21 protein-coding genes are annotated in these 25,636 nt (G+C 63.0%); 6 read left to right on the plus strand and 15 right to left on the minus strand.

Translation table 11 applies throughout. The features are described from left to right. Positions 1-91: 91 nt before the first annotated feature. From QOL62_RS11100 to QOL62_RS11130, 7 genes are all read right to left on the minus strand, one after another. Positions 92-1,576 carry an efflux transporter outer membrane subunit gene (locus QOL62_RS11100; protein ID WP_283406273.1) on the minus strand — a complete coding sequence of 495 codons (1,485 nt, stop codon included), beginning with the start codon at positions 1,574-1,576 and terminating at the stop codon, positions 92-94. Beyond that, positions 1,576-3,144, minus strand: a complete 1,569-nt coding sequence (locus QOL62_RS11105) for an MDR family MFS transporter (protein WP_283406274.1) — start codon at positions 3,142-3,144, stop codon at positions 1,576-1,578. The genes QOL62_RS11100 and QOL62_RS11105 overlap by 1 nt, the downstream gene beginning before the upstream one ends. Position 3,145: 1 nt before the next feature. After that, positions 3,146-4,318 (minus strand): HlyD family secretion protein, encoded by a 1,173-nt coding sequence (locus tag QOL62_RS11110; RefSeq protein WP_103730802.1) that lies wholly within the window; start codon positions 4,316-4,318, stop codon positions 3,146-3,148. Positions 4,319-4,672: 354 nt separating this feature from the next. Continuing rightward, complete coding sequence (locus QOL62_RS11115; RefSeq protein ID WP_283406275.1) at positions 4,673-5,587, minus strand: NAD(P)/FAD-dependent oxidoreductase; 915 nt, start codon at positions 5,585-5,587, stop codon at positions 4,673-4,675. A gap of 105 nt (positions 5,588-5,692) precedes the next feature. Then, a complete protein-coding gene (locus tag QOL62_RS11120; RefSeq protein WP_103730804.1) occupies positions 5,693-7,138 on the minus strand; it encodes a L,D-transpeptidase family protein in 1,446 nt (481 codons plus the stop codon). Positions 7,139-7,217: 79 nt separating this feature from the next. Next, positions 7,218-7,916, minus strand: a complete 699-nt coding sequence (locus QOL62_RS11125; RefSeq protein WP_379511726.1) for a murein L,D-transpeptidase catalytic domain family protein — start codon at positions 7,914-7,916, stop codon at positions 7,218-7,220. Between the two features lie 172 nt (positions 7,917-8,088). Next, on the minus strand, positions 8,089-8,397 hold the full coding sequence (locus QOL62_RS11130; RefSeq protein WP_283406426.1) for an alkylphosphonate utilization protein: 309 nt from the start codon (positions 8,395-8,397) through the stop codon (positions 8,089-8,091). 228 nt (positions 8,398-8,625) lie between these two features. Here QOL62_RS11130 and QOL62_RS11135 point away from each other — a divergent pair, with 228 nt between their 5' ends. The 4 genes from QOL62_RS11135 to QOL62_RS11150 all read left to right on the plus strand — a co-directional run bounded on the left by QOL62_RS11135 (position 8,626) and on the right by QOL62_RS11150 (position 14,137). Beyond that, positions 8,626-10,671, plus strand: a complete 2,046-nt coding sequence (locus tag QOL62_RS11135; protein ID WP_283406276.1) for a TonB-dependent receptor — start codon at positions 8,626-8,628, stop codon at positions 10,669-10,671. Positions 10,672-10,806: 135 nt separating this feature from the next. Next, a complete protein-coding gene (locus QOL62_RS11140) occupies positions 10,807-12,477 on the plus strand; it encodes a sensor histidine kinase (protein WP_283406277.1) in 1,671 nt (556 codons plus the stop codon). Continuing rightward, positions 12,474-13,109: a response regulator gene (locus QOL62_RS11145; protein ID WP_283406278.1), complete on the plus strand. Its 636-nt coding sequence runs from the start codon at positions 12,474-12,476 to the stop codon at positions 13,107-13,109. Before QOL62_RS11140 ends, QOL62_RS11145 begins: the two co-directional genes overlap by 4 nt. Then, positions 13,106-14,137: a lysylphosphatidylglycerol synthase transmembrane domain-containing protein gene (locus QOL62_RS11150; protein WP_283406279.1), complete on the plus strand. Its 1,032-nt coding sequence runs from the start codon at positions 13,106-13,108 to the stop codon at positions 14,135-14,137. Before QOL62_RS11145 ends, QOL62_RS11150 begins: the two co-directional genes overlap by 4 nt. On the opposite strand, the gene QOL62_RS11155 is transcribed toward QOL62_RS11150, so the two are convergent. The 8 genes from QOL62_RS11155 to QOL62_RS11190 all read right to left on the minus strand — a co-directional run bounded on the left by QOL62_RS11155 (position 14,112) and on the right by QOL62_RS11190 (position 23,417). Beyond that, positions 14,112-15,572, minus strand: coding sequence for a GMC family oxidoreductase N-terminal domain-containing protein (locus QOL62_RS11155; RefSeq protein WP_283406280.1), 1,461 nt, complete (start codon positions 15,570-15,572; stop codon positions 14,112-14,114). The genes QOL62_RS11150 and QOL62_RS11155 overlap by 26 nt on opposite strands. Further along, positions 15,569-15,940, minus strand: a complete 372-nt coding sequence (locus tag QOL62_RS11160) for a hypothetical protein (RefSeq protein WP_283406281.1) — start codon at positions 15,938-15,940, stop codon at positions 15,569-15,571. The genes QOL62_RS11155 and QOL62_RS11160 overlap by 4 nt, the downstream gene beginning before the upstream one ends. Beyond that, positions 15,924-16,643 (minus strand): HAD family hydrolase, encoded by a 720-nt coding sequence (locus QOL62_RS11165; protein ID WP_103730811.1) that lies wholly within the window; start codon positions 16,641-16,643, stop codon positions 15,924-15,926. The genes QOL62_RS11160 and QOL62_RS11165 overlap by 17 nt, the downstream gene beginning before the upstream one ends. Beyond that, positions 16,640-17,671 carry a UbiA family prenyltransferase gene (locus QOL62_RS11170; RefSeq protein WP_199183883.1) on the minus strand — a complete coding sequence of 344 codons (1,032 nt, stop codon included), beginning with the start codon at positions 17,669-17,671 and terminating at the stop codon, positions 16,640-16,642. Before QOL62_RS11170 ends, QOL62_RS11165 begins: the two co-directional genes overlap by 4 nt. Continuing rightward, on the minus strand, positions 17,668-19,239 hold the full coding sequence (locus QOL62_RS11175) for a glycosyltransferase family 39 protein (RefSeq protein ID WP_283406282.1): 1,572 nt from the start codon (positions 19,237-19,239) through the stop codon (positions 17,668-17,670). Before QOL62_RS11175 ends, QOL62_RS11170 begins: the two co-directional genes overlap by 4 nt. Then, the gene (locus tag QOL62_RS11180) at positions 19,239-20,702 is read right to left on the minus strand and encodes an aspartate aminotransferase family protein (protein WP_283406283.1); all 1,464 of its coding nucleotides are present in this window, start codon (positions 20,700-20,702) and stop codon (positions 19,239-19,241) included. Before QOL62_RS11180 ends, QOL62_RS11175 begins: the two co-directional genes overlap by 1 nt. Positions 20,703-20,888: 186 nt before the next feature. Beyond that, the gene (locus tag QOL62_RS11185; RefSeq protein WP_283406284.1) at positions 20,889-21,923 is read right to left on the minus strand and encodes a hypothetical protein; all 1,035 of its coding nucleotides are present in this window, start codon (positions 21,921-21,923) and stop codon (positions 20,889-20,891) included. Positions 21,924-22,070: 147 nt separating this feature from the next. Beyond that, positions 22,071-23,417, minus strand: coding sequence for a UDP-glucose dehydrogenase family protein (locus QOL62_RS11190; RefSeq protein ID WP_283406285.1), 1,347 nt, complete (start codon positions 23,415-23,417; stop codon positions 22,071-22,073). Between the two features lie 722 nt (positions 23,418-24,139). On the opposite strand from QOL62_RS11190, the gene QOL62_RS11195 reads away from it, so the two are divergent. Together QOL62_RS11195 and QOL62_RS11200 are read left to right on the plus strand one after the other, a co-directional pair. Beyond that, entirely contained in the window at positions 24,140-24,955 is an 816-nt protein-coding gene (locus QOL62_RS11195; RefSeq protein WP_103730817.1) for a LuxR C-terminal-related transcriptional regulator, read from the plus strand. A gap of 158 nt (positions 24,956-25,113) precedes the next feature. Continuing rightward, on the plus strand, positions 25,114-25,530 hold the full coding sequence (locus QOL62_RS11200; RefSeq protein ID WP_283406286.1) for a GtrA family protein: 417 nt from the start codon (positions 25,114-25,116) through the stop codon (positions 25,528-25,530). Positions 25,531-25,636: the final 106 nt, after the last annotated feature.

Raw genomic sequence — 25,636 nt, forward strand, 5'->3', positions numbered from 1 at the left:
CGCCCGACGGCATTGGTGGGCATGAAAACCGGCGAACGAGAGCGCTGGGCGCGATCATCCGCGTCATCGGCCTAGCCCGACCACGCTCGGACTAGCGCGTGGCGGGCTCCGCCGGCTCGCTCCAGCCAAGGCCGAGGGCTTTCTGAATTGCGATGTAGTCGATCGTGAGTTGCGCTTTCGCCTGCGCTACCGCGATAGACGATGAGAGTTGCTGGCGTTCTATGTCCAGCTGGTCAATCAGAGTGCTGGTTCCAGCTTCGAACCGCTGGCGGTTGAGCCGTGCCGCGCCGGCAGCGCTGCGTTCCGCTTGAATGAGCTGGGCGAGCTGTTGCCGTGTGGCGCCAAAGCGGGCAAGGCTGTCTTCAGCGTCCTGAAGCGCCGAGAGCACCGCCTTGCGGTACTGACCTTCAGCGGCGTCCCTTTGCGCCTCCGCTTCCTGCACGGCTCCCCGGCTGCGGCCGAAGTCGATAACAGGAAAACTGAGCTGCGGCATCAGCAGCGCCGCCAGATTCCCGGGGTCGAGCACATCGCCCGGTTCCGTTCCACCAAGCCCCAGAATGCCGGAGAACTTGATACCGGGAAGGGCACGCGCTTTGGCGGCGCCGATTTGTGCGGTCCCGGCAGCAAGCGCGCGCTCCCCGGTGCGGACATCGGGCCGCCGTGATAGCAGGGTCGCAGGATCGCCGATTGGCACAGCGGCGGGGGGAAGCGGCACCGGCGCCACACCCGCAAGCTGCGCGTCCAGTTCGCCCGGGGTGCGACCGGTGAGAACGGCCAGTGCGTCCCTGTATAGTGCGATCTGCGCGTCCAGAGGGATATTCTGAGCGTCTGTCGAGGCCAGCTCCGTCTCCAGACGCTGCACCTGAAGGCGGGAGGCGGTTCCTGCCGCGAGGCGCTGCCGCATGAGCTCGAGCGATCTGCGCTGCAACTCGCTCGACCGGGCGTTAAGCCGCGCGCGCTCTTCCACGTCCCGGAGATTGACGTAGGACTGCGCGACTTGAGCGCTCAGCGAGACCTGCGCATCGGCAAGCTCCGCGAACCTTTGATCAAGGTTTGCTTGCGCAGCTTCCACCTCGCGACGGCGACCGCCGAACAGATCCGGCTCCCACGAAACATTGGCGCCGATGTTGTAGAAGTTGAGGGACGAGCCATCCGAAGGCTCGTCCTGTTGCGCGCCGCCATCCTGCCCTTCGCCGCCCGTTCCACCGGTGAGCGAGCCCAGACCGGTGCCAGGAAGGCGCGCATGTACGAACATCCCCGTTCCGGCCAGCGTGGGCAGCAGTTGGGCGCGTCCTTGCTGAAGCTTCGCGCGCGCCTCCCGGATGCGGGCCTGGGCTATGGAGATGTCGGGGCTCTGGCTCAGCGCATCATCGACGAGGCCGGTAAGCACAGGATCGCCGAGCGTTTCCCACCACCGCGCCACGGCGGCGCCCGTGTTGAGGGCTGGGTCGCCCGCGCGCACGAAAGTGCCGCGCGCGATGGCGGTGCTGCCGACTTCCGGAGGGCCGGCATAGTCGGGGCCTGTGCTGCACGCGGCAACGCTGGCAGAGAGAAGGAGGATCGTTGCGCGGCGCATCAATGCATCCCCGCCAGCGAAGCGTTGCGCGGCAGGGGGCGCAGGAACAGCACCAGCGGAACCACCGCCAGCGTCACCAGGCTCATTGCGAAGAAGATGTCGTTGTAGGTCATGACAAGCGCCTGTTGCTGTATTTGCTGGCCGAGAAGCCTCAGGCCCGCTGCCTCACCGCCGACCGCGTTGCTCAGGCCGGAAAGGTAATTCTGTACATCGGCGGAGTTGGCGTTGAGGCTCTCCTCGATCCGCCGGGAGTGTAGCCATAGCCGGTCCTGCTGAAGGATCGATATGCCCGCTAGCGCGAAGCTGCCGCCCAGGTTACGCATGGCGTTGAACAGGCCGGAGGCATCGCCAGCGTCTTCGGGAGGGACAGACTGGACGACGGCCTGGCTCAGGAACAGCATCCCCAGGATCTGTCCCACGCCGCGCATGAGCTGGGATTCGGTGAAGTCGCTGCCGACGGAGGCTGCGGTCAGGGAGGTTTCCAGATAGGCGGAAATGCCCATGATTCCCATTCCAAGCGCCACCGCGATGCGGATGTCGACATAGCGGATCAACAGGGGCACGAAGGGCATCAGAAGGATGCTGGGAATGCCCGAAAGAAGCACGACTTGGCCCGACTGCAGGGAGTTGTACCCGGCGATGGCCGCAAGGAACTGCGGGATGGCATAGGATGTGCCGTAAAGCACGACGCCAAGTGCAACACCCATCAGCGCCACTGACCCGAACTGCCGGTCGAGCAGCAGCGAGAGCTTAATCACGGGCCGTTTGGCGGTGAACTGACCGTAGAACAGCATCACGAAGCCGACGACCGTCAGGATCGCCATCTGCTGGATGAGACCGGACGCAAACCACTCCTCCCGAGCACCTTCTTCGAGGAAGACAGTCAGGCCACCCATGCCGAGCGCCAACCCGATGATGCCGATCCAGTCGGCCTCGCGAAACAGATGCAGCCTGGATGGCTGGTGCGGCAGACCCACGAGCAGAAGGACGATGAGGATGATCGAGAGGGGAACGTTCAGAAAGAAGGCGTAATGCCAACTCACGTTCTCTGCCAGCCAGCCACCGACCAGGGGCCCCACGAGCGGCCCCAGAATCGCCACCACGCCAAAGGCGGCCGTGCCCACCGATTGCTGATGCCGGGGAAGCCTTTGCGCGATGATCGTCTGCGCGGTCGGGATCATGGCGCCGCCGGTGATTCCCTGGCCGACTCGTCCGATGATCATGACCGTGAGCGAGTTGGCAAATCCGCAAAGTATGGAGAAGCCGGTGAACAGGGTCACCGAGATCAGCAGGAACGTGCGCAATCCAAGGACGCGTTCAAGCCAGGCCGAAAGCGGGATGATGATGATCTCAGCCACGAGGTACGAGGTCGCCACCCAGGCGCCTTCCGTGCCTGACGCGCCGATTTCGCCCTGAATGGTCGGCAAGGCGGAGTTGACGATCGAGATATCGAGCGTCGCCATCAGCGCGCCCAGGGTTCCTGCCGCGACCGCAAGCCAGGCACTCAGGTCCGCATTGGCCGGTCGAGTCTGCGCGGCGTTGGCAGCGGTGGCGGCGGACGACGCCATGTCAATTCGCCTTGTTTTCGAGCTGCTCCTGGTCCTTCTGGATGCGGTCTATTTCTCCCTTTCCGCCCCGGGTGTCCACGGTGACCCTTACGGAGAGACCCGGGACCAGAACCTTGCGCGCCGAGGCCGGTGCCTCGATCGCGAGCCGAACCGGTACGCGTTGCACGATCTTGGTGAAATTGCCGGTGGCGTTCTGCGGCGGCAGGATGGAGAACTGCGCGCCTGTTCCGGGCGAGACGCTGATCACGCGGCCACGAATTTCGGTACCCTCCAGAGCATCCACGGCGATCTTGGCGGGCTGGCCCGGGCGCATGCGTGCCAGCTGGGTCTCCTTGAAGTTGGCGACCACATAGAGCTTGTCCAGCGGAACCACCGTCATGAGCCGGGTGCCAGCCTGCACAAACTGGCCGACCCGAACCGTGCGGTCACCGATGCGGCCGTCGGTCGGGGAGGCCATGCGGGTGGAGGAAAGATCGATCCCCGCCGCCTGCAGCTGGGCTCGTGCTCCTTCGCCCTGCGCCTCCGCCTGTCGGACCTGTGCGCGCATGCCGGAGACCCGGCGGCGCTGCATTTCAAGTGCGGCCGCTTGCTGGCGGACCTGCTGCGCGGACTGATCCGCGGCGAGCCGCAGCTGCGCGAGTTGCTGCCGGGTTTCGGCTCCGCTCGCCGCCAGCGGCGCGTAGCGTGCCACTTCGGCGGCGTCGTGCGCGGCCTTGTCCCTCGCAGCCTCGAGCTGGGCCTCCGCTTGCTCGATGGCCGCTTCCTGCTCGGATATGGCCGCGCGCGCGTTCTCCGCTCCCGCGGAAGCCTGCGCGATCTGAGCGCGGGCCTGGGCTACCTGGGCGTCGTAGTTACCCGGATCAATCCAGACGAGTTGCTGTCCGGCGACGACATCCTGGTCGTCTCCCACGAGCACTGCGGTCACGTACCCACTAACCTTGGGCGCGATCGTGACAGCATCTGCGCGGATCTGCGCGTCGTCCGTTTCTTCGAAGTACTGGCCATAGGTCTTGTACCGGACGACCCAGATGGCGACGGCAAGCAGGACGACAGCTGCCGCAATCAGCAGGATGCCCTTTGTCCGTCTGCTCAGACCCGGCCGGCGGGAGCCTTCGTTGGCGGCTTCATCGCGAGGTTCATCGTCGGGTTGAGGGGGAGTGCGTTCATCAGCCATCGAGGCTGCCCATTACGTCAAGCAAATAAAGCGTCAAGATCATTATATCGCGCAAGCACACCCCCCCAGTTTCCACCAATCCATGACAAAGCCGGAGATCCCTTTCGGTTCCCTTCGCATCCGGCACGATTGTTTCTGCGGCATCGCTGCCACGGCTTGCGAGCGGATGCGATGAAGCGTACGCTCCGAATCATAATAAAACGCATCCGGAGATAGGGTGTATGGAGAGGTACGATCCAAGCATTCACGCTTGTCCATTCGGCACGTTGTGCGGAATGAGTTGTGTGGCGTTTCTGTTGTTCGCGACAGTTCTTCTGGCGCTAACGTGAACCCGTTGGCGTAGGCGGGGGATGCTTATCGAAGCAATGTCCCGGTTTCGGCCAGATCATTGCGGATAGTCGTTGCGGCTACTCCGCCTTCCCCCATTGCGTGGCTGATCTGATCCAGCCCTTTGACGACGTCTCCTGCAGCGTAGAGCCCCGGTATGGACGTGCGCTGATGATCATCGACCACCAGGCAGCCGTCGTCCGTCGCTTCTGCGCCAAGCATCAGGGCCAGCTCGGACCGAATGATCGACCCAAGCGCCGGGTAGACGGAATCGAATGCGAGGTCGCCGGCTGGGGTGGGAACAAGCATTTCCTCTCCGGCAAGACGCAGGGGCGCACAGGGCCCATCGATAAGCCGTATACCGACCCTGCTGACCTGTTCCCGTTCAAGTTCGCTCAGATCATGCTTCGCATCCGGCGCGATGAGGGTGACGCTGTGCGTGTACATCCGCAGGAAAAGCGCCTCCTTGAAGCCGTGAGTGCCGCTGCCGATGACGCCAACACGCTTGTCAGTCACCTCGAAACCGTCGCAGATGGGGCAGTAGCGCAAGAGCCCACGAGCGAGCGCCGCGTCATGGACTTCGGGTGCGATCGGTGGGCGCTTGTTGACGACGCCGGTCGCAAGAAGCACCGTACGAGCAGCGACTTCCAGCCCCTCGCCGCGCGCGATGAAGGTGTCGTCATTGCGCTCAAGTGTTTCGATAAGCGCGTCTGTCACATGAGCGCCGAACTCGGCTGCCTGTTCGCGCATCCGCGCCAGCAGGTCTTTGCCAGAGATCCCACCGGGATAGCCGGGGTGATTGCGGGTGCACGGGATAAGGGCAGCCCGGCTCTTGCCCGCGTCTACCAGCCCCGTCCGAAGGTGAAAGCGCGACAGGTAAATCGCGGCGGTCAGGCCCGCAGGCCCCGCGCCGATGATGAGGCAATCAAGTGGTGTGTCCATGGAGGCGCAAGGCATCGGTATGCCAGAGGTTCCAGCAGCCCCCCGGAAAATCGCAACTTGGCGGGAGTTCGGACGATCTCCCGCCAATCGGACCAACGTGGCTTTTTAAGGGCCGACGTCTCCGTTTGCCGTGCGGACGCGGTACCCTTGGTGAGACGCGAAGCCCAGTGCCGTGGCGACCTTGTCATTCCAGCTATAGGGGTCCGATCGGATGATCGGGGCTCCGTCCTCCCCAAACAGCACCGTCTGATAGATCAGCCGCACCGGTATCTCGCGGGGCAGGGGGACGAAGGTTTCCTTGCCTGTTGCACGTGCCCGCTGCCATTCCTCAAGCACACCCTCGTCACGGGCGAGCATCTCGGCAAAGCCGAGGGCGTCTTCCACACGCACGCAGCCATGGCTGCGCTGTCTCTGAACCTCGTTGAACAATTGCTTGGCAGGCGTGTCGTGAAGGTAGATCTGGTGATCATTCTTCATGTCGAACTTGACCAGGCCGAGCGAGTTCTTGGGCCCGGGCTGCTGAACGATCCAGCCGTCCTCCCAGGCCATGTTGTTCTGCCGCAGATAGCCCGCTCCCTTACCCTCGATCTCGTTCTTCTGGATGGAACGAGGGACAGTCCAGGTGGGATTCGCGACAAGCCGGTAAATCGGCGATCCAAGCTGGGGCGTCTCATGGTCGGGTTCACCCACAATGGCCTTGCGCGTGTCGGCAAGTTTGCCGTCGCGCCAGTAGCTCAACCGGCCTGAAGCGATGTTCACATCTATCCGCGTTGCCGCTGGCTGCCGTTCCAGCCAGCGCATCCGCTCCATCGCGACGGCCATCTCGCGCGCCCTGTCGTCGTCCGAAAGGTTCAGGATGCCCAGCGCATCGCTGCCGATCACGCCATCGGGCTTGATGCCGTAATCCGCCTGCATGCGCCGGACAGCCTGTACCATCGCGGGTGTGTAACGATCGCCCTGCGCGGCTTCCGGAGCCAGGTAATCGGAGGCCACCAGTTGGCGCGCGATCACCGGAATGCGCTTATCCGTAGCGCCAGGGTCGATGGCTTCACCCTTGTCCGGAATCACGGGGGAAGGACCGTTCCGCTGCCGACGCAGTTCCGTGTACGCCTTGGACAGACTGCGGTAGCCATCGTCCTGCGGGGCCAGAGAATCGAGCCAGTCCTTCACCTTGCCGTCGGCAACGGCCTGCGCCAATCCTCGCTCCAGATCAGGCTTCGGCCGCGCGATCGTGTAGACTTCGTGCAGCTTGGACGGATCGCTGGCGCCGGTGGCCAGTGCGGCGGCGTATCGCAGAGCGCTGCGTGTCAGCGCCTGATCGCCGTCCTGATTTGCAGGATCGCCTTCGACTGTGAAGTTCATCGCGTCCAGGCCGTGGGCTACGCGGCCGTCGATGGCGGAGCGTAGCTGGCCGGCCGTGTCGCTGGACCAGTCGACCTGGTCTATACTCGCCACCGCTGCAGCGCTCTCACGGTCTCCCGTGAAGGCATCGCATCCGCTGAGGGCGAAGGCCAAAGTCAGCAACGAACAAGCAATTGCACCACTGCGCACGCGGATCTCCTTGAAAGACCCGTATTACAACGGAGGTGGACGCGCAGGGTTGCACACGAAACCGGCGCAGACGTCCGGCTCAGGCTGCTCCCATGCGATCTGCGTAGATCATGCGGCCCTTGCCAAGGAAAGCGAACACATCATCCAGCTTGTCCTCGCCCACCGCAAAACACCCCTGGCTGCGTCCAAGTTTGCCGTGAGCCGAAATCATGTCGTCATTCGCATACCAGGCGCTGTGAACCACCACCGCACGGGCCAGTGCGTTGTTGTTGGTATGGTCCAGACCAAGCAGACGCTGTGACCGGCCGTGCTTGCCGACGTAATAATCATCCGTAAGGAAGGCGCCTTCACTCGAAGCGTTGGAACCGAACGCGTTGGAGAAGGTTTTCAGATAGCCGGTATGCCCCGGATCAGACCCCGAACCATGGGCGACGAGCATACGTGTTGCCTTGCCGCTGACCACGTCGAGGAAATGAAGGCGCGGTTCGGAAGAGGGCGCGTCGAAATCGACAATGGCGATTCGATCCCGCTCCCTGATCGCGGAGGAATGCCGGTTCAGCGCCGCGAGAGCGCGTTCAAGGAGCTTCGGCTCCACGTCGAAACGCGAGTTCGGTCGCGCAATGCGCGGCGCGGCCGGTGCTTTCGGAGGCTTTATCGACACGCGTTCCGGCGCGGGCGTGGTGAAGGTCTTCGTGGACTGGGCAAGCGCGCCCACTGCAAGCGTGACGCCAGAAATCATCAGCGCACGACGGCTGGGTTGAATCGGCAAATTGTGCATGTCGCCATTATGGGCAAATAGCCCGACATTTGAAGGGGCTAATTTGCCTTTATTTTCGTGCACTTGTGCACGAAAGCGCAGCTGTGAGGCAGTATACCCTCTGAATCACCGCTCCGGTGGGAGGCGGACGCTTCTTGGTCGGAAGCGCCCTCATCTTTATAGATGGCGTAGATCAGCGTTTACGAACGAACTCTGCACGTAGCACCAGTCCCTTGATACCCTCGAAGCGGCAGTCAATTTCCTGCGTGTCGCCAGTCAGCCGGATCGACTTGATAACTGTGCCGCGCTTCAGCGTCTGGTTCGCACCCTTCACCGTCAGATCCTTGATGAGCGTCACGCTGTCGCCATCGGCAAGCCGGTTCCCCACCGCGTCGCGAACTTCGACCCGGTCATCGTCCGTCGATTTCTGTGCTGCCTCGGCTGCGGTGATCCATTCGCCGCTCGCGTCATCATAAACGTACTCGTCATCGCCATTCGTCATCATGTCACTCGCTGTTAGCCGAAGCGGGCCCGTCGGCCCCCCGGGGATTCAGGCTTTATTTACTACTCGCCGCCAAAGCGCCACCGGCAAGGGGCTCGAAGCTGAAGCCCTTGTCGCAAAAACAGGAATATCCAGGTTGCAAGCCCGTTCTCTGAAGCTGCAGCCTGCAAAATGAGGTCGCTTATGCCCACCCGGTTGGCTCGTCACGTTGCACTGCTTTGCTCCGCTATGGCGAGCACGTCCGCGTTCGCTCAGGAGAGCGCCGGAAGCGCTGATTTCGAGGGCGGAGACATCATCGTCACGGCGCGGAAGCGTGAAGAGCGGGCTGTCGACGTGCCGATCGCCGTCGCAGCCATCAGCGGCGAGCGCCTGGAACGTCGCGGCGCGCGCAACCTTGCGGACGTGCTGCAGGAGGTACCCGGCGTCGGCATCTACGATAGCGGCTCCGCTCTCGGCTCGAAAATCACCATCCGCGGCATATCCAGCTCGTTGGGCGCCAACGAGAACGGGTATTACCTGGATGACCTGCCGTTCACAGGCGTCACGGTTCCCCTCAGCCCTGATGTGCGGGCATGGGACCTTGACCGGATCGAGGTGCTGCGCGGTCCGCAGGGAACGCTATTCGGCGAAGGCTCCATGGGCGGCACGGTTCGAATTCTGACGAAGGGCGCCGATCTGGACAACTGGGAAGCCAAGGGCTTCGGGATGGTATCGGATACCCGCGGGGGCGGCACCAATGCCGGTGCGAAGGGCGCCTTCAACGCTCCCATCCTGCCCGGGGTACTGGCCGTCCGCGTGGCAGGAACCCACGAGCGTTATCAAGGCTGGGTGGACAACAGTTCCACGGGCCTGTCGAACGTCAACGACCAGACGTATGATACTTTCCGTGCCCGCCTGCGGTTCGACCCCACGCAGCGGCTGTCGATTACCGGGACTTACTGGCTGTCCACGTCCGAGTTCCCGGCGGGTGGCTTCAACGCCCGGGACGATGGCGAACAGACGCGCGGCACCGTGCCTTCAAGCCGCAGCCGCCTCGAGCTTTATGGTGCAACCGCCCGCTACGACGTTGGGGGCGCCGAGCTCTTCTATTCCTATTCGCACAGTGACTTCGCGGTTCCCCAGCAGGGTGCCTCCCCTCTGGGCACGATCGATGTCTCGATCGATATCGGCGTCGAGGCTCATGAACTGCGGCTCGCGTCTACGACTGACGCGCCGCTCAAGTGGACAATCGGTGGGTATCTGCGCAACGCACAGCGCAACGACATCGTGAAGTTCTCGGCGGCCGGCATCGATAACGACGCTGAACTGCGCAACCGCACCCGCGCAGTCTTCGGGGAGGCAACCTACACGATCCCGGGCACGCAGCTCGACCTGACAGCGGGCCTGCGGTATTTCGAGGACCGGCTGGGCGGCCAGGAAGCGAATTCGGGCGAAATTACGCTGCAACCGGGCGACACCTACAAGTCGTGGAATCCGCGGTTCTCCGTAGCATGGCGGCCCCAAGCCAACACCACGATCTACGCCAGCGCCGCGAAGGGCTTCCGCTCCGGCCAGCTTCAGCCAACCGTACCGCTCGCACTCGCGCCTCTTTATGGTGTGGAACTGCCGTCGGTGCTGCGTCCCGATACCATCTGGACTTACGAGGTCGGGGCGAAGGCGGAGCTGTGGGAGCGCAGGCTGTCGCTCGAGGCAGCTGTGTTCTACAGTGACTGGGAGGATGTCACGGTTCGTCTGCCGATCCCGGGAACGACGTTCAACGGGCTGATCAACTCCAATGGCACCCGCACCAAGGGTGTGGAACTCAGCGCGCTCCTCCAGCCCCTTCCGGGGCTCTCGCTGGCGGCGAGCGGGGCTTACGTCGACGCCGAGTACACTGGCGAAGTACCGGGCACCGCCATCGTTGATGGCGCTGCCGTGGATGACGTGGCGAAGTTTACGGCGAATGCCTCGGTCGATTACACCCGCGCGATCAGCGACACGCTTCAGGCGTTCGGACGGGTGGGATGGCAGCACACCTCACCGCGGCGCAACTCGTCTTACGCCGCGTTCCTGCCGGGCGATACGATCGATCGGGTGGATGCCCGCATTGGACTTGAGTTCCGGGACGTGACCCTGGCCCTGTTCGCGGACAACATCACCAATGAGAACGGTGCGACCAGCTTCCGCGAGGTTCAGGCCCTTGGCCCCAACATCTTCGATATCACCTCGACAAGGCTGCGCCCGCGCACCATCGGTCTGGAAGCCAGCTTCCATTTCGGCGGTCCGGCCCGCTAGGCCATAGAAGGGCTCGGGTGCTCCGGACGGGGCAGGAGAAGTAAGACTTTAGGGCACCCCGCACCTTCGACAGACTTGTGGTAGTTCCGGATGATGCGGATCCGGGCTGCCGCAGGCTGACGAAGAAGACGTGCATTGAAGGGACCGATCTTCGCCCAGCCCCGCTGGTTATGGTCACAGCTGGAGACGGCGCGAAGCACTCTTCTGGCGTCGGACCCGAACCGCCTGATCAGCTTCGGCCGGTTCATGACGGTGGCCTTCGCGGTTTTGGCGATCTGGCTGGATCCCACGCAGCCTTACCTCTACCACACCGAAGTCCATTACCTTCTGACCTTCTATCTCGGCTATTCGGCGCTGATGCTGCTGGCGCCGTCCAGGCGAAGGGTGGACAGTCCGGCGCATCTGTTCAGCCATGTGTTCGATACCGTCATCTTCGGCTGTCTGGCACTGCTGACGAACGAGCTCACCAGTCCGTTCTTCGTGTTTCTCCCGTTCACGCTGATGGCGATGACGATGCGCTGGGGACTGGGGGGCGCCATACTGGGCGCGTTCTTTCTGGAGCTCGTGCTGTATGCCATCGGCATTCCGGACATTCTGGACGGAGAATCCGAAGTCAACCTTCTGGTTGTTCGCTCTGCCTTCCTGCTGCTCGCGACGCTCATGCTCGGCTATTTCGGCGCGTACCGCGAAAGCAGCCGGCAGAGGCTGACCCGGCTTGCCCGCTGGCCGCTTGAGCCGGCCCTTGGAAGCCGCCGCACGTGGCTGAAGGAGCTGTGCCTTCACGCCGGCAGTGTGATCGGAAGTAAGCACATCATCGTCGTCTGGCATGAACACGAGACCGACCAGGCGTTTCTAGCGAGCTGGCAGACGCCGGACTTGGACCTGCGCGAACTCAGCGCTGCACTCAGCAGCGCGGAGATCGATGCCGCTATTTCGGGCGCCTACGATTGCGCGACCGCGCGAGTGCTCCGGGACGGTGAGGTGCAGGCAGTGGCGCACGCACTCACCCGACTGGGGCTTCCGGAGGTTCTGTCTTCCTCATTCGTGGTCTCCGCCGGCTTTTCCGGTTTGCGCCTGGGAGGGGCGGTGCTGCTGCTCGAGCCGAACTGCCGTTGGGAGGAAGCTGTCGCGCTGAGCGAGATCATCGCGACGCGGATCGGTGCCGAGCTGGAGCGGCTGGACCTCATCGCAAGGCATTCGGACGATGTGCGGGCGGCCGAGCGCAACCGCCTGGCGCAGGATCTCCACGACAGCGTACTCCAGGATCTGACGGCCACCAGTCTCAGGCTTCATGCACTGGGCGCCGTCACCCCCGCCGATGCCGAAAGGCTGCGGGAAATTGAGAAGCTTGTGCTCGAGCAGCAACGCCGCATCCGGCGGTTCGTCGAAGACCATCGCGATACCGCCGTCGATACACGGGTGGAGGTGGCCGAAGAACTGCGCGCTCATGCCGACGAGCTTTCACGAATGTGGGAGGTGGCGGTGCGCTTCGACTGGCGCGGTGGTTCCATGCTGCTTCCGCGCCGCCTCGTCTACGACCTTATGCAGCTTCTCTCGGAAGCGACGTCCAACGCGGTCCGTCACGGCGCTGCCTCCAGCGTCCACCTGAGCGCCCGGATGCGTGGCGGGGCAATCGAGTTGACGGTGGTGGACGACGGATCGGGGCTGGACCCGCGATGTGACGGTACCGGATCCGTGTCGCTGCGCGCGCGGATGCATCATCTGGGCGGCGCCATGTCGCTGTCCGACCAGGCACCCGGGCTCGCGGTGCGTCTTGTTGTGCCTGTCGAGGAGCTTGCGGCGTGAACCAGCGCGTACTCGTGGCGGACGACCATCCCCTGCTGCTCCGTGGCCTTGAGGACCTTCTCGGCGCGACGCCGGGCATAGACGTGGTCGGGGTGACCGGCAGCGGCGTCCGGGCGCTTGGCCTGATCCGTGATCTGCGTCCGGAGATCGCCGTGCTTGACCTGATGATGCCCGATCTCGGCGGCATGGCCATCTTGCGAACGGTGCAGGAGCGGGGCTGGCCGGTCCGCGTCGTATTCCTCAGCGCCACCATGTCCGGCCGTCAGGTCGCCGAAGCGCTGAGCCTTGGCGTCAGCGGCCTCCTGCTGAAGGATTTCGCTGCCGAAACACTCGTCAATTGCCTTCGCGAGGTGGGCAAAGGTGAGCGATGGTTGCCTGAAGAGATGGTTGCGCGGGCCCGGCAGGAGCGTGGAAACGACCCGGGCCGGGCGCTGGCAACGCTGACGCCGCGCGAACGGGAGATCAGCGAGCTTGTCTGCCGGGGATACTCCAACAAGGCCATCGCCGCAGCCGTGGGATCAACCGAGGGTACCGTCAGCATCCATCTCCACCACGTCTACCGGAAACTGGGAATTTCGAGCCGCACCACGCTTGCGACTCTGTTTGTCCGGCATCAGGCGGAGCAGGAGTGAACGATCGCGCCGCAGGGGCGTCCAGAACGCGCACGATCCTCCCGGCCGCAGCCGGAGTGGTCCTCGGTGCCGGTTTCCTCGTGCTGCTCTGGACATCGATCGACCTGGGGCAGGTGAGTGCGTTGCTCGCTCGCGCGACACTGGCGCCTCTGTTTCTCGCGCTGCTGGCCTACGCGATGGATTTCGTGCTGCGCGCCGTGCGCTTCTGGTACCTGCTGGAGCCGGGTGAGACGAAACGCATTGCGCTTCGTCCGACGGTTGCCCCCTTCATCGCCAGCTTCGGCATAAGCGACATACTGCCGTTTCGCCTCGGAGACCTGTTCCGCATTCACTGGTTCCACACGCGCTTTGGCCTGCCGGGGGCCGCCGTGATCGGAGCGATGATTGTCGAGAGGCTGCTCGATCTGGCGGCGATCCTGGTCGTCGCCGGGGGCGCTGTGTGGCTCGCGCGGAGCGACCTTCCCTCCAGCATTGCGCATGACCTTGCCGGCGTTCTTGCTGTCGCCGCAGGAGCCAGCGTGATCGTGTTGCTCGCACCGCGCGCGACGAGTGGGATCTGCACTGTGCTGGCGGCCCGTACGAAGCGTGCGTGGCTGCAGCGCCTTGCCGATGCGGCCCGGTCCCTGGCTCTGGCGCTGAAGGCACTGGGTGGCTTTGGGCGAATGGCGGCGCTGCTGGCGGTATCCGTCGCGCTCTGGTTGCTCGAAAGCCTGGTCATGGTCGGAGCCTGGATGAGCCTCGGCGGGACGATGGAGGATGGGCTGAAGCCTCTGGTGGCCTTCGGCCTCGCGACCCTCGGGACACTGGTTCCTGCCCTGCCCGGCCATTTCGGATCCTACGACGCTGCCGGCGTACTGTCGTTCACGGTCCTCGGAGTCCCGGCTGAAGCGGCAGCAGCGGTCGTTCTTCTGGCGCACCTTCTGCTGTGGTTGCCAACGGTCCTGTTCGGGATCGCCTGGCTCCTCCTGACCCGACCAGCCGAGTTCAGAAGGGGCACGAACGCTATCGGCTCCGGCGCTCCAGCATAGCGATGGCGTTGCGACGCGCGACGGCCATCACGGTGCCCTGCGGATTGACTCCGGTTGGAGTACAAAGAAGCGAAGCGTCGTTGATGTACAGGCCCTCCGTCCCGAACATCGCTCCGAACGAGTTTACGGCGCAGACCCGCTCATCCTCTCCCATCGGGCAGGACGAGAAGACATGGACGGAGGTGAGACTTCCGTCTGCGGGCCGAAGCTTGTCGGGGAGGGAGGCGATGTCTGCACGGGTTTCCAGCACTGGATAGCCCGGTATGCACGGATAGATGCGTCGCGCTCCTGCCGCGAAGAGAGCCGTGGCGAGACGGGCCAGGTTCACGGCCAGAAGTGCAAGGTCGTCCTCTTCGAACCGTACGCGCACCATGGGATCAACGAAGCCCCGCACGTTGCGGACCCGGGCACTGCCACCGCTGCTCTGTACATAGTAGAGGCCCATGTTCTGCCAGTGCTCCCTGACGAGCGACCACGCATCCTTTTGGCCTGCCAGAGCCATCCCCAATTGCGCTGGAGTGCTGATGGAACAGCCCATTCCGATCTGGGGCTCGAACTCCCGGATCTGGTGGACCGGGTCATAGTCGCCCGCGCGGTTCACCATCTCACCAAAGTCGGCGACGACCTTCACCATCGGATGAAATCGCAGCGTGTTGCCGATGTTGCGCGTCATCCCGGAGCGCCGGAGCAGGGCGGGCGTTTGCACGGCCCCGCACGCGACCACGATGCGGTCCGCCCTGACCTCCGAACGATGGCGGCCACCATCGGCACCCCGCTGCTCGGTTTCGGCGATCCAGAACGATCCCTCCCGGCGCAGGCGTCGGACGCGGGTGGAGGACAGGAGCTGCCCACCGGCCTGGCGGAAGCGCGGCACGAACGTGGCGGACATGGATTGCTTGCCACCGGGCGGTGCGGAAGAGCGAAGAGCCTCTTCCGGCGAGTACGTGTACAGCCGGGGGGCTTCCCCTGCATGCCAGCCGTGCACCTCGGCTCCCGATTGCAGGCGCCGGGAGATTTCAGGCGCCCGGTGATGCGCGTACTCCACTCGGGCGACCGTCTCGCAGGCTTCGAAATGCGGCCGCATCACTGCGGGCTGCAGATCCTTCACCTGAAAACGCCGCGTCCACTCCTCCAGGATGTATTCGGGCGTGCGGTGGTAGAGGCCTCGATTGATCTCGCTTCCCCCACCCACGCAGCGGCCTTCCACCCACGCAAGCTTGCTATTGCCCAAGGCCACGCTCACCCCGGCGTTGCGGTATTTCAGCAGCATCTCATCGCAGGAAAACGGCGCGGCCGCATCAAGCGCCAGATCGGCGCCTTCCTCGAGCATGAGGACGTCCCGGCCCGCCTCGGCGAGGACGGCGCCTGTCACGGCGCCCCCTGGGCCGGATCCTATGATCAGCGTCTCGGTCCGCCTCGGCCTCAAGGGGCTCATGTCGCCAGCGGCCGGCAGCTGCGGGCAGTCTGGACATACTGGTAGAGGCCATGGGTCGCGAACGCGGTGTAGAAGGCGATCATGGCGCGCTGCACGCTCACGCGGGAGCGGCGCCAGCGCTCCACATAAGCCCGCTGATCGTCTGGCCACAGGCTTGAGAACCGATGCCCGCAAAGCGGTATCGCCGCCAGTTCGAAGATCATGCCGAGAATCCGGAAACCGAGGCGGAAATGGTCAGGCATCGCTGCGACTGTCGCCAGCACGTAGTGCGCCACCTGCCGCCGCTGGAATGGGTCCGCTTCCGGGTTCACTTCACCGACGAGCACGTCGATGAGGCTGCAGACCGTGCGATCAAATCGCGGAACCATGGCCTGTCTCCTTGTGAAGGCCGGAGAAGATCGCTTCGTCGAAGCGCCAGAACGAGGGAAGCGCACGGAAGCGGCGGGAGGATCGCAGGAGCACCTTGGCGCCAACCGTGATCGCAGGTGCCACGTCCCGGTCCCGGCGATCGCCGATGACGATTGCCTCGCGCGCCGGCACGCCGGCGCGTGAAAGAAGTATTCGCAATCCTTTGGGGTCCGGCTTCAGACGCCCCACGGCGCTGTCACCCGCCCAGATCGCGTGATCAGCCTCAAGACCCAATGCGGCGAGTTTGGCCGCGACGGGATAGTCCGACCACACGGCAACCGCGCGCCCGGTCGCGCGTATCGCGGCGAACAGGTCATCGATCCCGGCCGCCTTGTAGCGCGACAGGAGCGCGAGAGGACGCCGCTCCATCCACTCCTCGACGCAGGCCCGGACTTCACCTTCGTCGATCCCGCAGGCGACGGCCGTCTCCAGGTACTGCTCGCGCAGGAAGTTGCCGCAGCCGGTGCCGGCGGTCTGCTCGCCCAGACGCTCGCGCACTCTGCGGAAGCAGCGCAGAATAAGGATCGTCCGGAGGCTGCGCTTGCGCACTGCGTCCCGAAGAAGGCTCCAGGCCATGGCACGCCGTAGAGGCGGCTGATCGTAGAGGGTGCCGTCAAGATCGAAGATGGTGAGACGGATGTCCTGCCAGTCAACCTCGCTCATGGGTGTGCCTTTCGCTGCATGTCCACCGGCGTGAAGCTTCGGTTGGTCAGCTGATCGAGGCCCGGCATGTCGAGGAACGACAGGGCGGTGAGCACCGTCAGGGCGAGACCAAGCGTGCTCATCAGGCGGCGAGACCGGAACATGCGTTCGGGGCGTTGCGCGATGGAATGCGGCAGCATCGAAAGCCACAGATAGCAGGCGAACAGCATGGCAATGAAGGGGAGCGCCAGCACAAATTCGATGCGGTACTTCACCAGGAACACGGCGAGGAAGAAGGAGGAGAGCATCGCGTAGACAAGGCAGCTCACGATCAGGCTTTCAGCCGTGTAACCGGCGAATGACTTGCGATAGCGGCGGAGCACCTCCGTTCCCGCACCCGCGGTGATGTCGCGGTATTCGGACAGGCGCTTCGAGCCCATCAGGAACGCGCCTCCGGTCCAGTACGCCAGCATGAGGCTGGCGGGGGGAAGGCTGGTGGGATCCATCATCAACCAGCCCAGGCCCAGGCGTATCGGATTGTTCACCGATTCCGAGATTACGTCCAGAAACGGTCGATCCTTCGAACGGACGGGCCGCACGTTGTAGACGAGGCCGGACAGCAGGAAGGCGGCGCTGGTCACAAGGAAGGCGCTGCCCAGCACGGACGCGAGAAGAAGGCCAAAGACGGCGAAGATCGCGTATTGAAGGTAGACGATCTCGGGCGCGAGTTGCAGCGACACGGCCGTGCGGCGGTACTTCACCGGGTGATGGGCGTCGCTCTCCCGATCGAGCCATTCGTTGATGACGTAATTAGCCGATGCGATGGCGATCGCGGAGAGGACGCCGATGCCGATGCGCAGAGGGGCGTCGGCAAGCGATGGCTCCCGCAGGGCATAGGCCAGGATGAGGCCCGGTATGATGAAGACATGCTTGGTGGCATGATCGAACCGCGCTAGCGTCAGGTAATCCAGAAGGCGGGCGGAAGGTTTCGTTCCTTGCAGGGCCGGTTGCATTGCGGCGTTCTCCGGGCTCGGGGTGAGGCGGGTCATGGCTGTGCCTGCTGTGCGGCTGCGCCGTCAGGCACCTGGTAGATGCGGCCATCGTCAAAGCGGGCGGGACGGGGCAGGGAGAGCAGGCGCACCAGCTCGGGCTCCGAAGCCAGGTAGAACCGCCAGTCGAGATGGTCGTAGAAGACGAGGAAGACTGGGCGCGTCCTAGCCTGGAGCTCTATGCGGGCAAGCTGGGCGGGCAGCTCGTTTCCGGGCTCGGGGCGATCGGTGCGGTATTGCTTCGTCTGGGGCGAGAGAAAGGTCTTGCGCCCCGTCTTCAGGGCGGTCACGTCAGGACCGTTCGCATAGAGCACCGCGTCGGCGGGAAGTTTGCGAACAGCAGCGATGGTCGCCGAATTGCGCCATATGTCGGCGTTGTAGCCGCCGCCATCCCGCGCCGTCTTCAGCGTATGCGCAGCGGTTCGCACGCCGTGCGAGAGGCCTACCACCACCGCCATAGCCAGGAGGAACGTCCTTAGACTTGGCGCTTCCTCAAGCCGCGTGAACTGGACGGACAGCAGCATGACAAGGAAGATATAGGCGGGAAGTGCGTAGCGTCCGTCGAACGTAAGGTTCGCTTCTATCGTGGTGGAAAGAAGCACGAAGCCGAGATAGCCGACGAACATGCCCCCCAGAATGATGGTCAAAGCTGCCCTGTTGCCGGCTTGCCCCTCCGGCAGCGACTGCCGGTCGAGATGGTGGTCGACCTCGCGTCGGACCTGCATCAATGCCGTGCCCAGAACCACCAGAAGCAGCGTCAGGCGCAGCGTCAGGCCGAAGCGTCCGGGCAGCACCCAGGCCAGGAATGCATCGAGGCTTGCCCGCCATTCGGCTGCTCCCATGTTCCCGTAGAACGCGAGCTCTCGTCCGATCGACCGACCGGAACTGATCTGGCTCCAGGCTACCCAGGAGAAGAAAATCCCCCCGCTGACGAGAGCAAGAAGCAGGCAGTCCTTCAGACGATCAGGGAGAGCGCGGCGCCTGTCGAGGAGTATGGCTGCCGCGATTGCGGCTCCGAGCGGGGGGGCTGTGAAGCGCGTCAGGCTGGCAACGCCGAGCAGCACGGCGCTGAGGACGAGATCCGTGCGCCGGAAGCTCTGCAGATAGCTGAGAGCGCACCAGATGCTTAGAAGCAGGAAGCTGAGAAAGGGCGCTTCCGACATGGCGGAGGCATGCAAGCCGACGAACTGGGGCGCCAACGTCGCTAACCCCGCCCCGACCGCAGCCACGCGCCAGTCTCCGCTGCCGCGCAGGACGAGCCCGTGTATGAGAAGCACGTTAGCAACGAGGGTCAGCAGGGCGATTGCCGTCGCTGCCGCGCTCAGGGAAATATCGAGGCTGAGGCCCCCTGTAAGCAGCCAATGATAAACCGGCGCATCGTAGGGAACCGGGCTGATCCCCATGTAGCGAGTGGAGTCCGGCTGAATAGCAAGTCCGTGGCGTGTATTGGCCGCGAAGAGGAGGAGGGATGCTGCGAGAAGCGCCGAACGGGAGAGGCTGAGATCCAGAGAAGAGCCGCCGTACGAGGCCCGGAGGAACCGTGGGGATCCTGTGAGTGCATAAGCCATCAGCCCACCACCCTTTTTATATTCTTGATGACGAAGCGCACCGTCGCATCGGCTATGCCGCGATCGAGTACGTCGTCGAGCGCGACAAGAAGCCGGTCGATTTCGGTTTCCTCCACGATGAATGGAGGCATGAGGTGGATGAGGTCCCGCGCTCCGGGCTGAAAGTGGACGAGGATGCCGTGCCGATCAAACAGTTCCCGGGTCAGTGCGCCGATCAGGACCGTCTCCCAGGTAACGAACAGAGGGTTGCGGCGAACATCAAGGAACCTGCCGGCCGTCTCCTGCCCGAACGCGAATTCGATTGCCTGAAAGCAACCCTTTCCTCGAAGAGAGGCTATACGACGCGGGTACTTCTGCTGCAGTTTTTCTAGGCCGCTGCGAAGATACCGACCAACTCGCGCCGCGCGCTCGATCAGATGCTCTTCGTCGATGACATTGAGCGTCTCGATGGCGACGGCGCAACTGCCGCCCATCCCTGAGAAGCTGGAACTGTGCAGGTTGCAGGTCTGAGTACTGCCATAAGCCTGATCGAACAAGGCCTGTGACGTCACCATCGCACCGACTTCACGTTTGCCGCCGCCCAGCGTCTTGGCAAGCGTGACTACATCCGGCACCGCGTCTTCGAACTGAAAGGCACAGAACCGGCCCGTTCGGCCCATTCCTACCTTAACTTCGTCGAAGATCGTCAGAATGTCAGCCTTGCGGCAGAGGTCCACAAGTTCTTCGAAGTAACCAGGCGGCGGCGATTCACAGGATGTACCGCGAAGCGTCTCGATCATGACGGCGATGATCGGGTTTTTTCCGCCGCCGCTCTCCCGCGCGATGACTTCGCGGACGGAATCAATGTCGCCGTAGCGGCAGTGGATCACGTTTTCCTTGGGCACGCCCATTATGAATCCGCTTTGTACGTCCGTTGCCGTGGTGACGGAGAGCGGGCCATGCGTCTTGCCGTGAAAAGCCCCCTGCATGCACACGAACTTGGTCTTGCCCTTTGGCGTCTGAATACGTTCGCAAAGCTTCATCGCTGCTTCGTTCGCTTCAGCGCCAGAAACGGCCAGAAACGACACGTCGAGCGGTTCGGGAAGGAAGCGGGAGATGTTGTAGGCCAGGGCCCCCTGCAACTTGTGCGGAGCAATCTTGATGCAGTCGAGCACTCGCTCTTCATGGCACCGCCGTTCCGCAGCGAGCACGCGGGGATGGTTATGGCCAAGGCCCAGCACGCCGAAGCCCCCGGAAAAGTCGAGGATCGTACGCCCATCGCGCAAGGTGATCGTCGAACCCTGCGCACTGGCTACATCCATGTCCTTGAGTCCAAGAACATCGAAGACCTGCAGCATGTAGCGGTTGAGGTGCGCTCCGTAGAGCGCCATCGCCTTTGCGTTATCGAGCGCAAGGCTTTCGTCCAGTGTCAGAAGCTTGCGGTCCTGTTCGCGATCCCGACGAGCTGCTACGATCTTTCCCAAAGCTGTCACTGACAGCACCCCCTTCTTCTATTCCAACCAGCTGTTCACATGCTAGCGGGAGGGGGCTGATGAAGGTATCTACAGACCTTTATACACCTGAATTCCTGTGTGTCGCGAAGTCGTGCGATCTCGAACGGGCAGGATGCTCGAAGTCATCGAAGAGATGGTGTATCTGCCGTCCGACTGTCATGGCAGCGGGACCAGGCGGCCGGTCGGATCAAGCCGGGCTAGCCGCTGCGCGCCTGCGGGCGAGCCGACCGGGCCATCCGCCATCCGGTAGCCGAACAGCTGGAGGTCATAAGGGGTCAGGATCTGAAGCTCGCGGTTTGTCTGCACATAGCGATTACCGACGCAGTCTCGCACCTCCCGCTCAAGCTTTCGCCGCAGAGGTCCTTCCAAGGCGCGGGTGAATTCAAACGCCGGACGTAGGCGCTGATACCAGCGATTGAACGGACCGAAAGAAATCGGCGCCTGCAGGGACAACTGATTGCGATTGATCCAGCCATTCAGGTGACGCCGGACCATCTGCATAACCAGGGGCATGCCGGAATTGGCGCGGCTATCGAATATGTTGGCGGGTATGCCTGCGGGGTCCTGGCCGGCGTACTGCGCTATGGTTCGCGCCAGTTGCCAACCATCCCGCCGCAAGGCTTCGTAAGGCACCACCAGTACATTGTCGGACCCGAACAGGGAGCGATAGTGGTTGATCGTCTTCACGAACGAGAAAACGTCGAGATCGAACTGCGGCTTGCGATACATCCCGGGCTGGATCCGCGTGACGAGCCGCCGGAACGACAGGGCGCCGCCATCCGTGATATACTGAAGGTAGTACGATGCAATCAGTTCAAGCTGTTCTCGAACGAACACCAGGATGCGCGCGTCCGGAAAAGTTTCCTTCAGCCGCTGTGCGATGATTGGCCCGTCAAAGGCCCCGGTCCCGGGATAGCCGGACAGACGCTCGTGCGAGATGACGAGCGTACGTCCGGCCTCGGCCGCTTCCTGCGCGACCCTGCGATATTCGACCTGTCGTTCGATAGGAACGCCGTCGAAGGGCCCGCGACGGACGAAATCCGCCTGGATGAACTTCCGATCGTTGTACGGACGCTCGAACCCAAGGTCTGGGCGGGCGAACAGCGCCTGCTGCAGGAGGGTGGAAGCGGTCTTGTGGAAGCCGATGTGAATGAGCGGGCGGACAGGCTCGCTCGTTGATAGAGATTCCATGGCGGTCTTTCGGTGGCGGTGATTGAGGACGCCGCTCTGTGTGTTCCAGGTTTAAACCACCTGATGTGACAAAGGCCTCCGGGTCAACTGGCCATCAGGCTTGGCTCAATGAGCCAAGCCTATCCCTTAGAGCAGGCTGCGCCTGCCTCACGCGACTGCCCGGCTGCCACCGACGAGTACCGGGCCCGAGTTCGGTTTGCCAAGGCCCACCAGGTAAAGGCCGGCTCTGCGAGCTTCTTCCGGCTTGTAGATGTTGCGCAGGTCGACCATCAGCGGGCGCGCCAGCAGCTGAGTCATCCGGTCGAGATCAAGCGCGCGGAATTCATCCCACTCCGTCACAAGGACGAGGGCATCGGCGCCATCTGCGGCCTCGTAGGCCGAGGTGCAGAACGCAACCCCCGGCAGCATTGCCCGCGCCTGGTCCATGCCTTCCGGGTCGTAGGCGCGCACGTTCACGCCAGCGTCCTGCAAGGCTGCCACGATCGCCAGGGATGGAGCATCGCGCATGTCGTCCGTGTTCGGCTTGAACGTGAGGCCCAGCAACGCCACCGTGCGTCCTCGCGCTTCTCCCAGAGCGCCTATCACCTTTCGGGCCATCGCCCGCTTCCTCAGGTCGTTGGCCTTCACCGCCGCCTCGACGATGCGCAGGTGGGCCTGATAGTCGTCCGCCGTCTTGAGAAGGGCAAGGGTGTCCTTCGGGAAGCAGGAGCCGCCGTAGCCGGGGCCGGCGTTCAGAAACTTGGAACCAATTCGTTGATCGAAGCCGATGCCCTTTGCGACCTGTTGCACATCGCCTCCCACGGCTTCGCACAAGTCGGCTATTTCATTGATGTAGGCTATCTTGACGGCAAGGAAGGCGTTGGCGGCATACTTGATCAGTTCCGCGTCCCGCCGCCGCGTCACCAGCACCGGCGCCGACTGATTGAGAGACAACGGACGGTAGATTTCCGTGAGGATGGCTTCGGCAAGTTCGTCCTCGCATCCAATCACGATACGGTCCGGGCGCTTGAAGTCCTCTATCGCTGCGCCTTCCCGCAGGAATTCCGGGTTCGAGGCAACGGCGATGCTCTTGCCGGGCGCGACTTCGGCAACGATGCGCTCGATTTCATCGCCTGTGCCGACGGGTACGGTGGACTTGGTGATGATGACTCCGGGGCCGCTCATCTCCGCCGCGATTTCGCGTGCCGCCGCATAGACGTAGCTCAGGTCGGCGTGACCGTCCCCCCGCCGGCTAGGCGTACCGACCGCAATGAACACAGCGGAGACGTCGGTGAGGGCCGGCCGGATATCCGTGGCGAAGGAGAGGCGACCCGCCGCGACATTGGAGGCAACGAGGGTGTCCAGACCGGGCTCGAAGATCGGCATGATACCTCGACCGATCTTTGCGATCTTGTCCTGATCGGTATCGATGCAAACGACTTCGTGGCCATAATCGGCAAGGCAAGCGCCCGAAACGAGCCCGACGTAGCCTGTCCCTACTATTCCGATGCGCATTCGTCTGACCTCCGGTTGAACCGTGTTGAAGGAGAGCCTCCGCCACGGGGCCGAGGATTATGAGGAGGGGCTGGTCCTCAACACCGAGAGCACCTCCGACCAGAGATGATAAAGCTCCGCGCAGCCCCGCCAATCGTCCCTTTAGAGGTCAACCAATGGGGACCCGTTACGCCGTTCTTGCCGGATGACCGGTCTCTCATGCCAACGAATCGTTTGAGGCAGCGCAGAATCGCCTTGCGGCCAGCGAGGGCAGCTCCATTTGAGTTCGTCGAGACGGCGTACCGATCCATCTGGAATGGGGTCATCGCTCGGCAGGGCGGCAGCTGTAGTGCCCTGAAATACCGTAGTTTCTTAAGTACGAAAAACTATGATGCAGGTTGTCGTCCTACCTACTTCGACCTGTTGGTCATTCCGGGAGAGGACAGGGGGGGGATTTTCCCACCTGAAATAGAACAGCGATTTGCGTCAACTATCTGTTTAAGAACAAATTAGATCCGAAATGGACTGTATCATGCCGCGGTGTGTCGCAGTGCATCTATCGACTCCGACACCTCGTTGTGTTTAGGTCTATTTGCATAAGGCGGGAGGCCCTTGAAGGTGTGGGGAGGGGTCTCTCGTCATTCGGACGAGCTGCCTGAGCGGCGGCTCCTGCGTTCGACAGGCTTTCTCCATCAAAAACCACTTTCGTCCAGACCTCAAAAGAGGCGGGCGGCCGATTTCGAGTGGGCAGCAATCGGGTCGTCATGAGGTTCCATGATCAAGGAGGTAGGGCGATGGCACATCACGAAAGCATCGAAGTTTCCATCATTGGGTTCAATTCGCTGGTCAGGGAAGGCATCTGCCGGATCCTCAGTGAATCGGAATTCAAGGATCACCGTTTCTTTTCAACGTATGAAGCAGCTTGCAACACGACGGCTGAAGTCGGCCTCGCGATCGTGGATGTGAAGTCCTCGGAAGGGTTCCTTCATGATTTGGCGCAGCTCAAGACCTCGCTTCCGGACGCTCGCATTGTCCTGATGGTCGACAGCTTCGACTTCAAGCAGATGGTGGAAGCATTCCACTGCGGCATCCACGCTTATCTGTTGAAGGAAATCGGGGCAGGACCGCTGATCGATTGCCTCCGGCTCGTTAACAACGGTGAAAAGGTATTGCCAAGCATTCTCCTGCAGCATCTGCCGAATACCCAGATGATCTCCGAAAACCAGGCGGAAGTGCAGGTTCAGCTAAGCGAACTTCTGTCCGAGCGTGAAATTGATACGCTGCGCTGTCTCGTAATGGGCTATCCCAACAAGGTCATCGCTTACCGCCTCGACATCAGCGAGGCCACCGTCAAGGTGCACGTGAAAGCGATCCTGCGCAAGCTCATGGTACAGAACCGTACGCAGGCCGCGATCTGGGCTGTCAATCAGGGCCTGGTGACGAATGCCGGTGAGTTCCGGGAATACCGTGATCGCGTCGGTGCAGATGTGCTCAGCCCGGCGATCATTGACCAGATCACGTCCAAGGCCCCGTCGCTGGCACTGGCGAGTTCGTTCTGAGGCGCAGGCCGGGCGGGCTCGCGCGCTGATATTTCGCAAAAGGACGCCCAGGTACATCATGGGAGCGGTCGGGCATCGGCCGCTCCCATGATGCGTTTGCCCGGCGGGAGATGCTTGCTGCGGCATGCAGGGTGCTTCCGCCCGGCCCCCGTTGATCGATGAAGGAAGGGAATGCGGTGCCGGCATCGAAGTGGAGTGACGACGTCGGGCAGGTGGCACGTTTCCTCCTCGTGGGGATGGCCAATACCGGCCTCGGGTATGGGATCATTCTTGTCGGACTTCAAGGAGGCCTGGGGGACTATGCAGCAAACATATTGGGGTTCGTCCTTGGTCTACCCATATCCTACCTACTGCACCGATCGCTGACGTTCCGTGCGCGCACCCGCAGATCGCTTCGGGAGGCGTCACTGTATCTCTGCGCATTCCTGACAGCGTTCTTCGCCAACCTTGCCGTAGTCACAGCCGGACTTGCAATCGGATACGAGAGCAGCGCCGTTGTTCAGGGTGCGGCGATAGGCTCCTATGCTGTCGTGCTTTTCATTCTGACGCGGTTCGTCGTGTTCAGGCAACGATAGCGACCCCCGCGACGATCGCGTTTTGTTACGAGGAAAGCCTCTGACCGGTCGGAACTCGGTCAGAGGCTTGGCTTTGCATTCGATGCTTTCGGCGGGGCAGCTTTCC

The organism is Novosphingobium panipatense, assembly GCF_900182875.1.
GTDB lineage: Bacteria > Pseudomonadota > Alphaproteobacteria > Sphingomonadales > Sphingomonadaceae > Novosphingobium > Novosphingobium panipatense.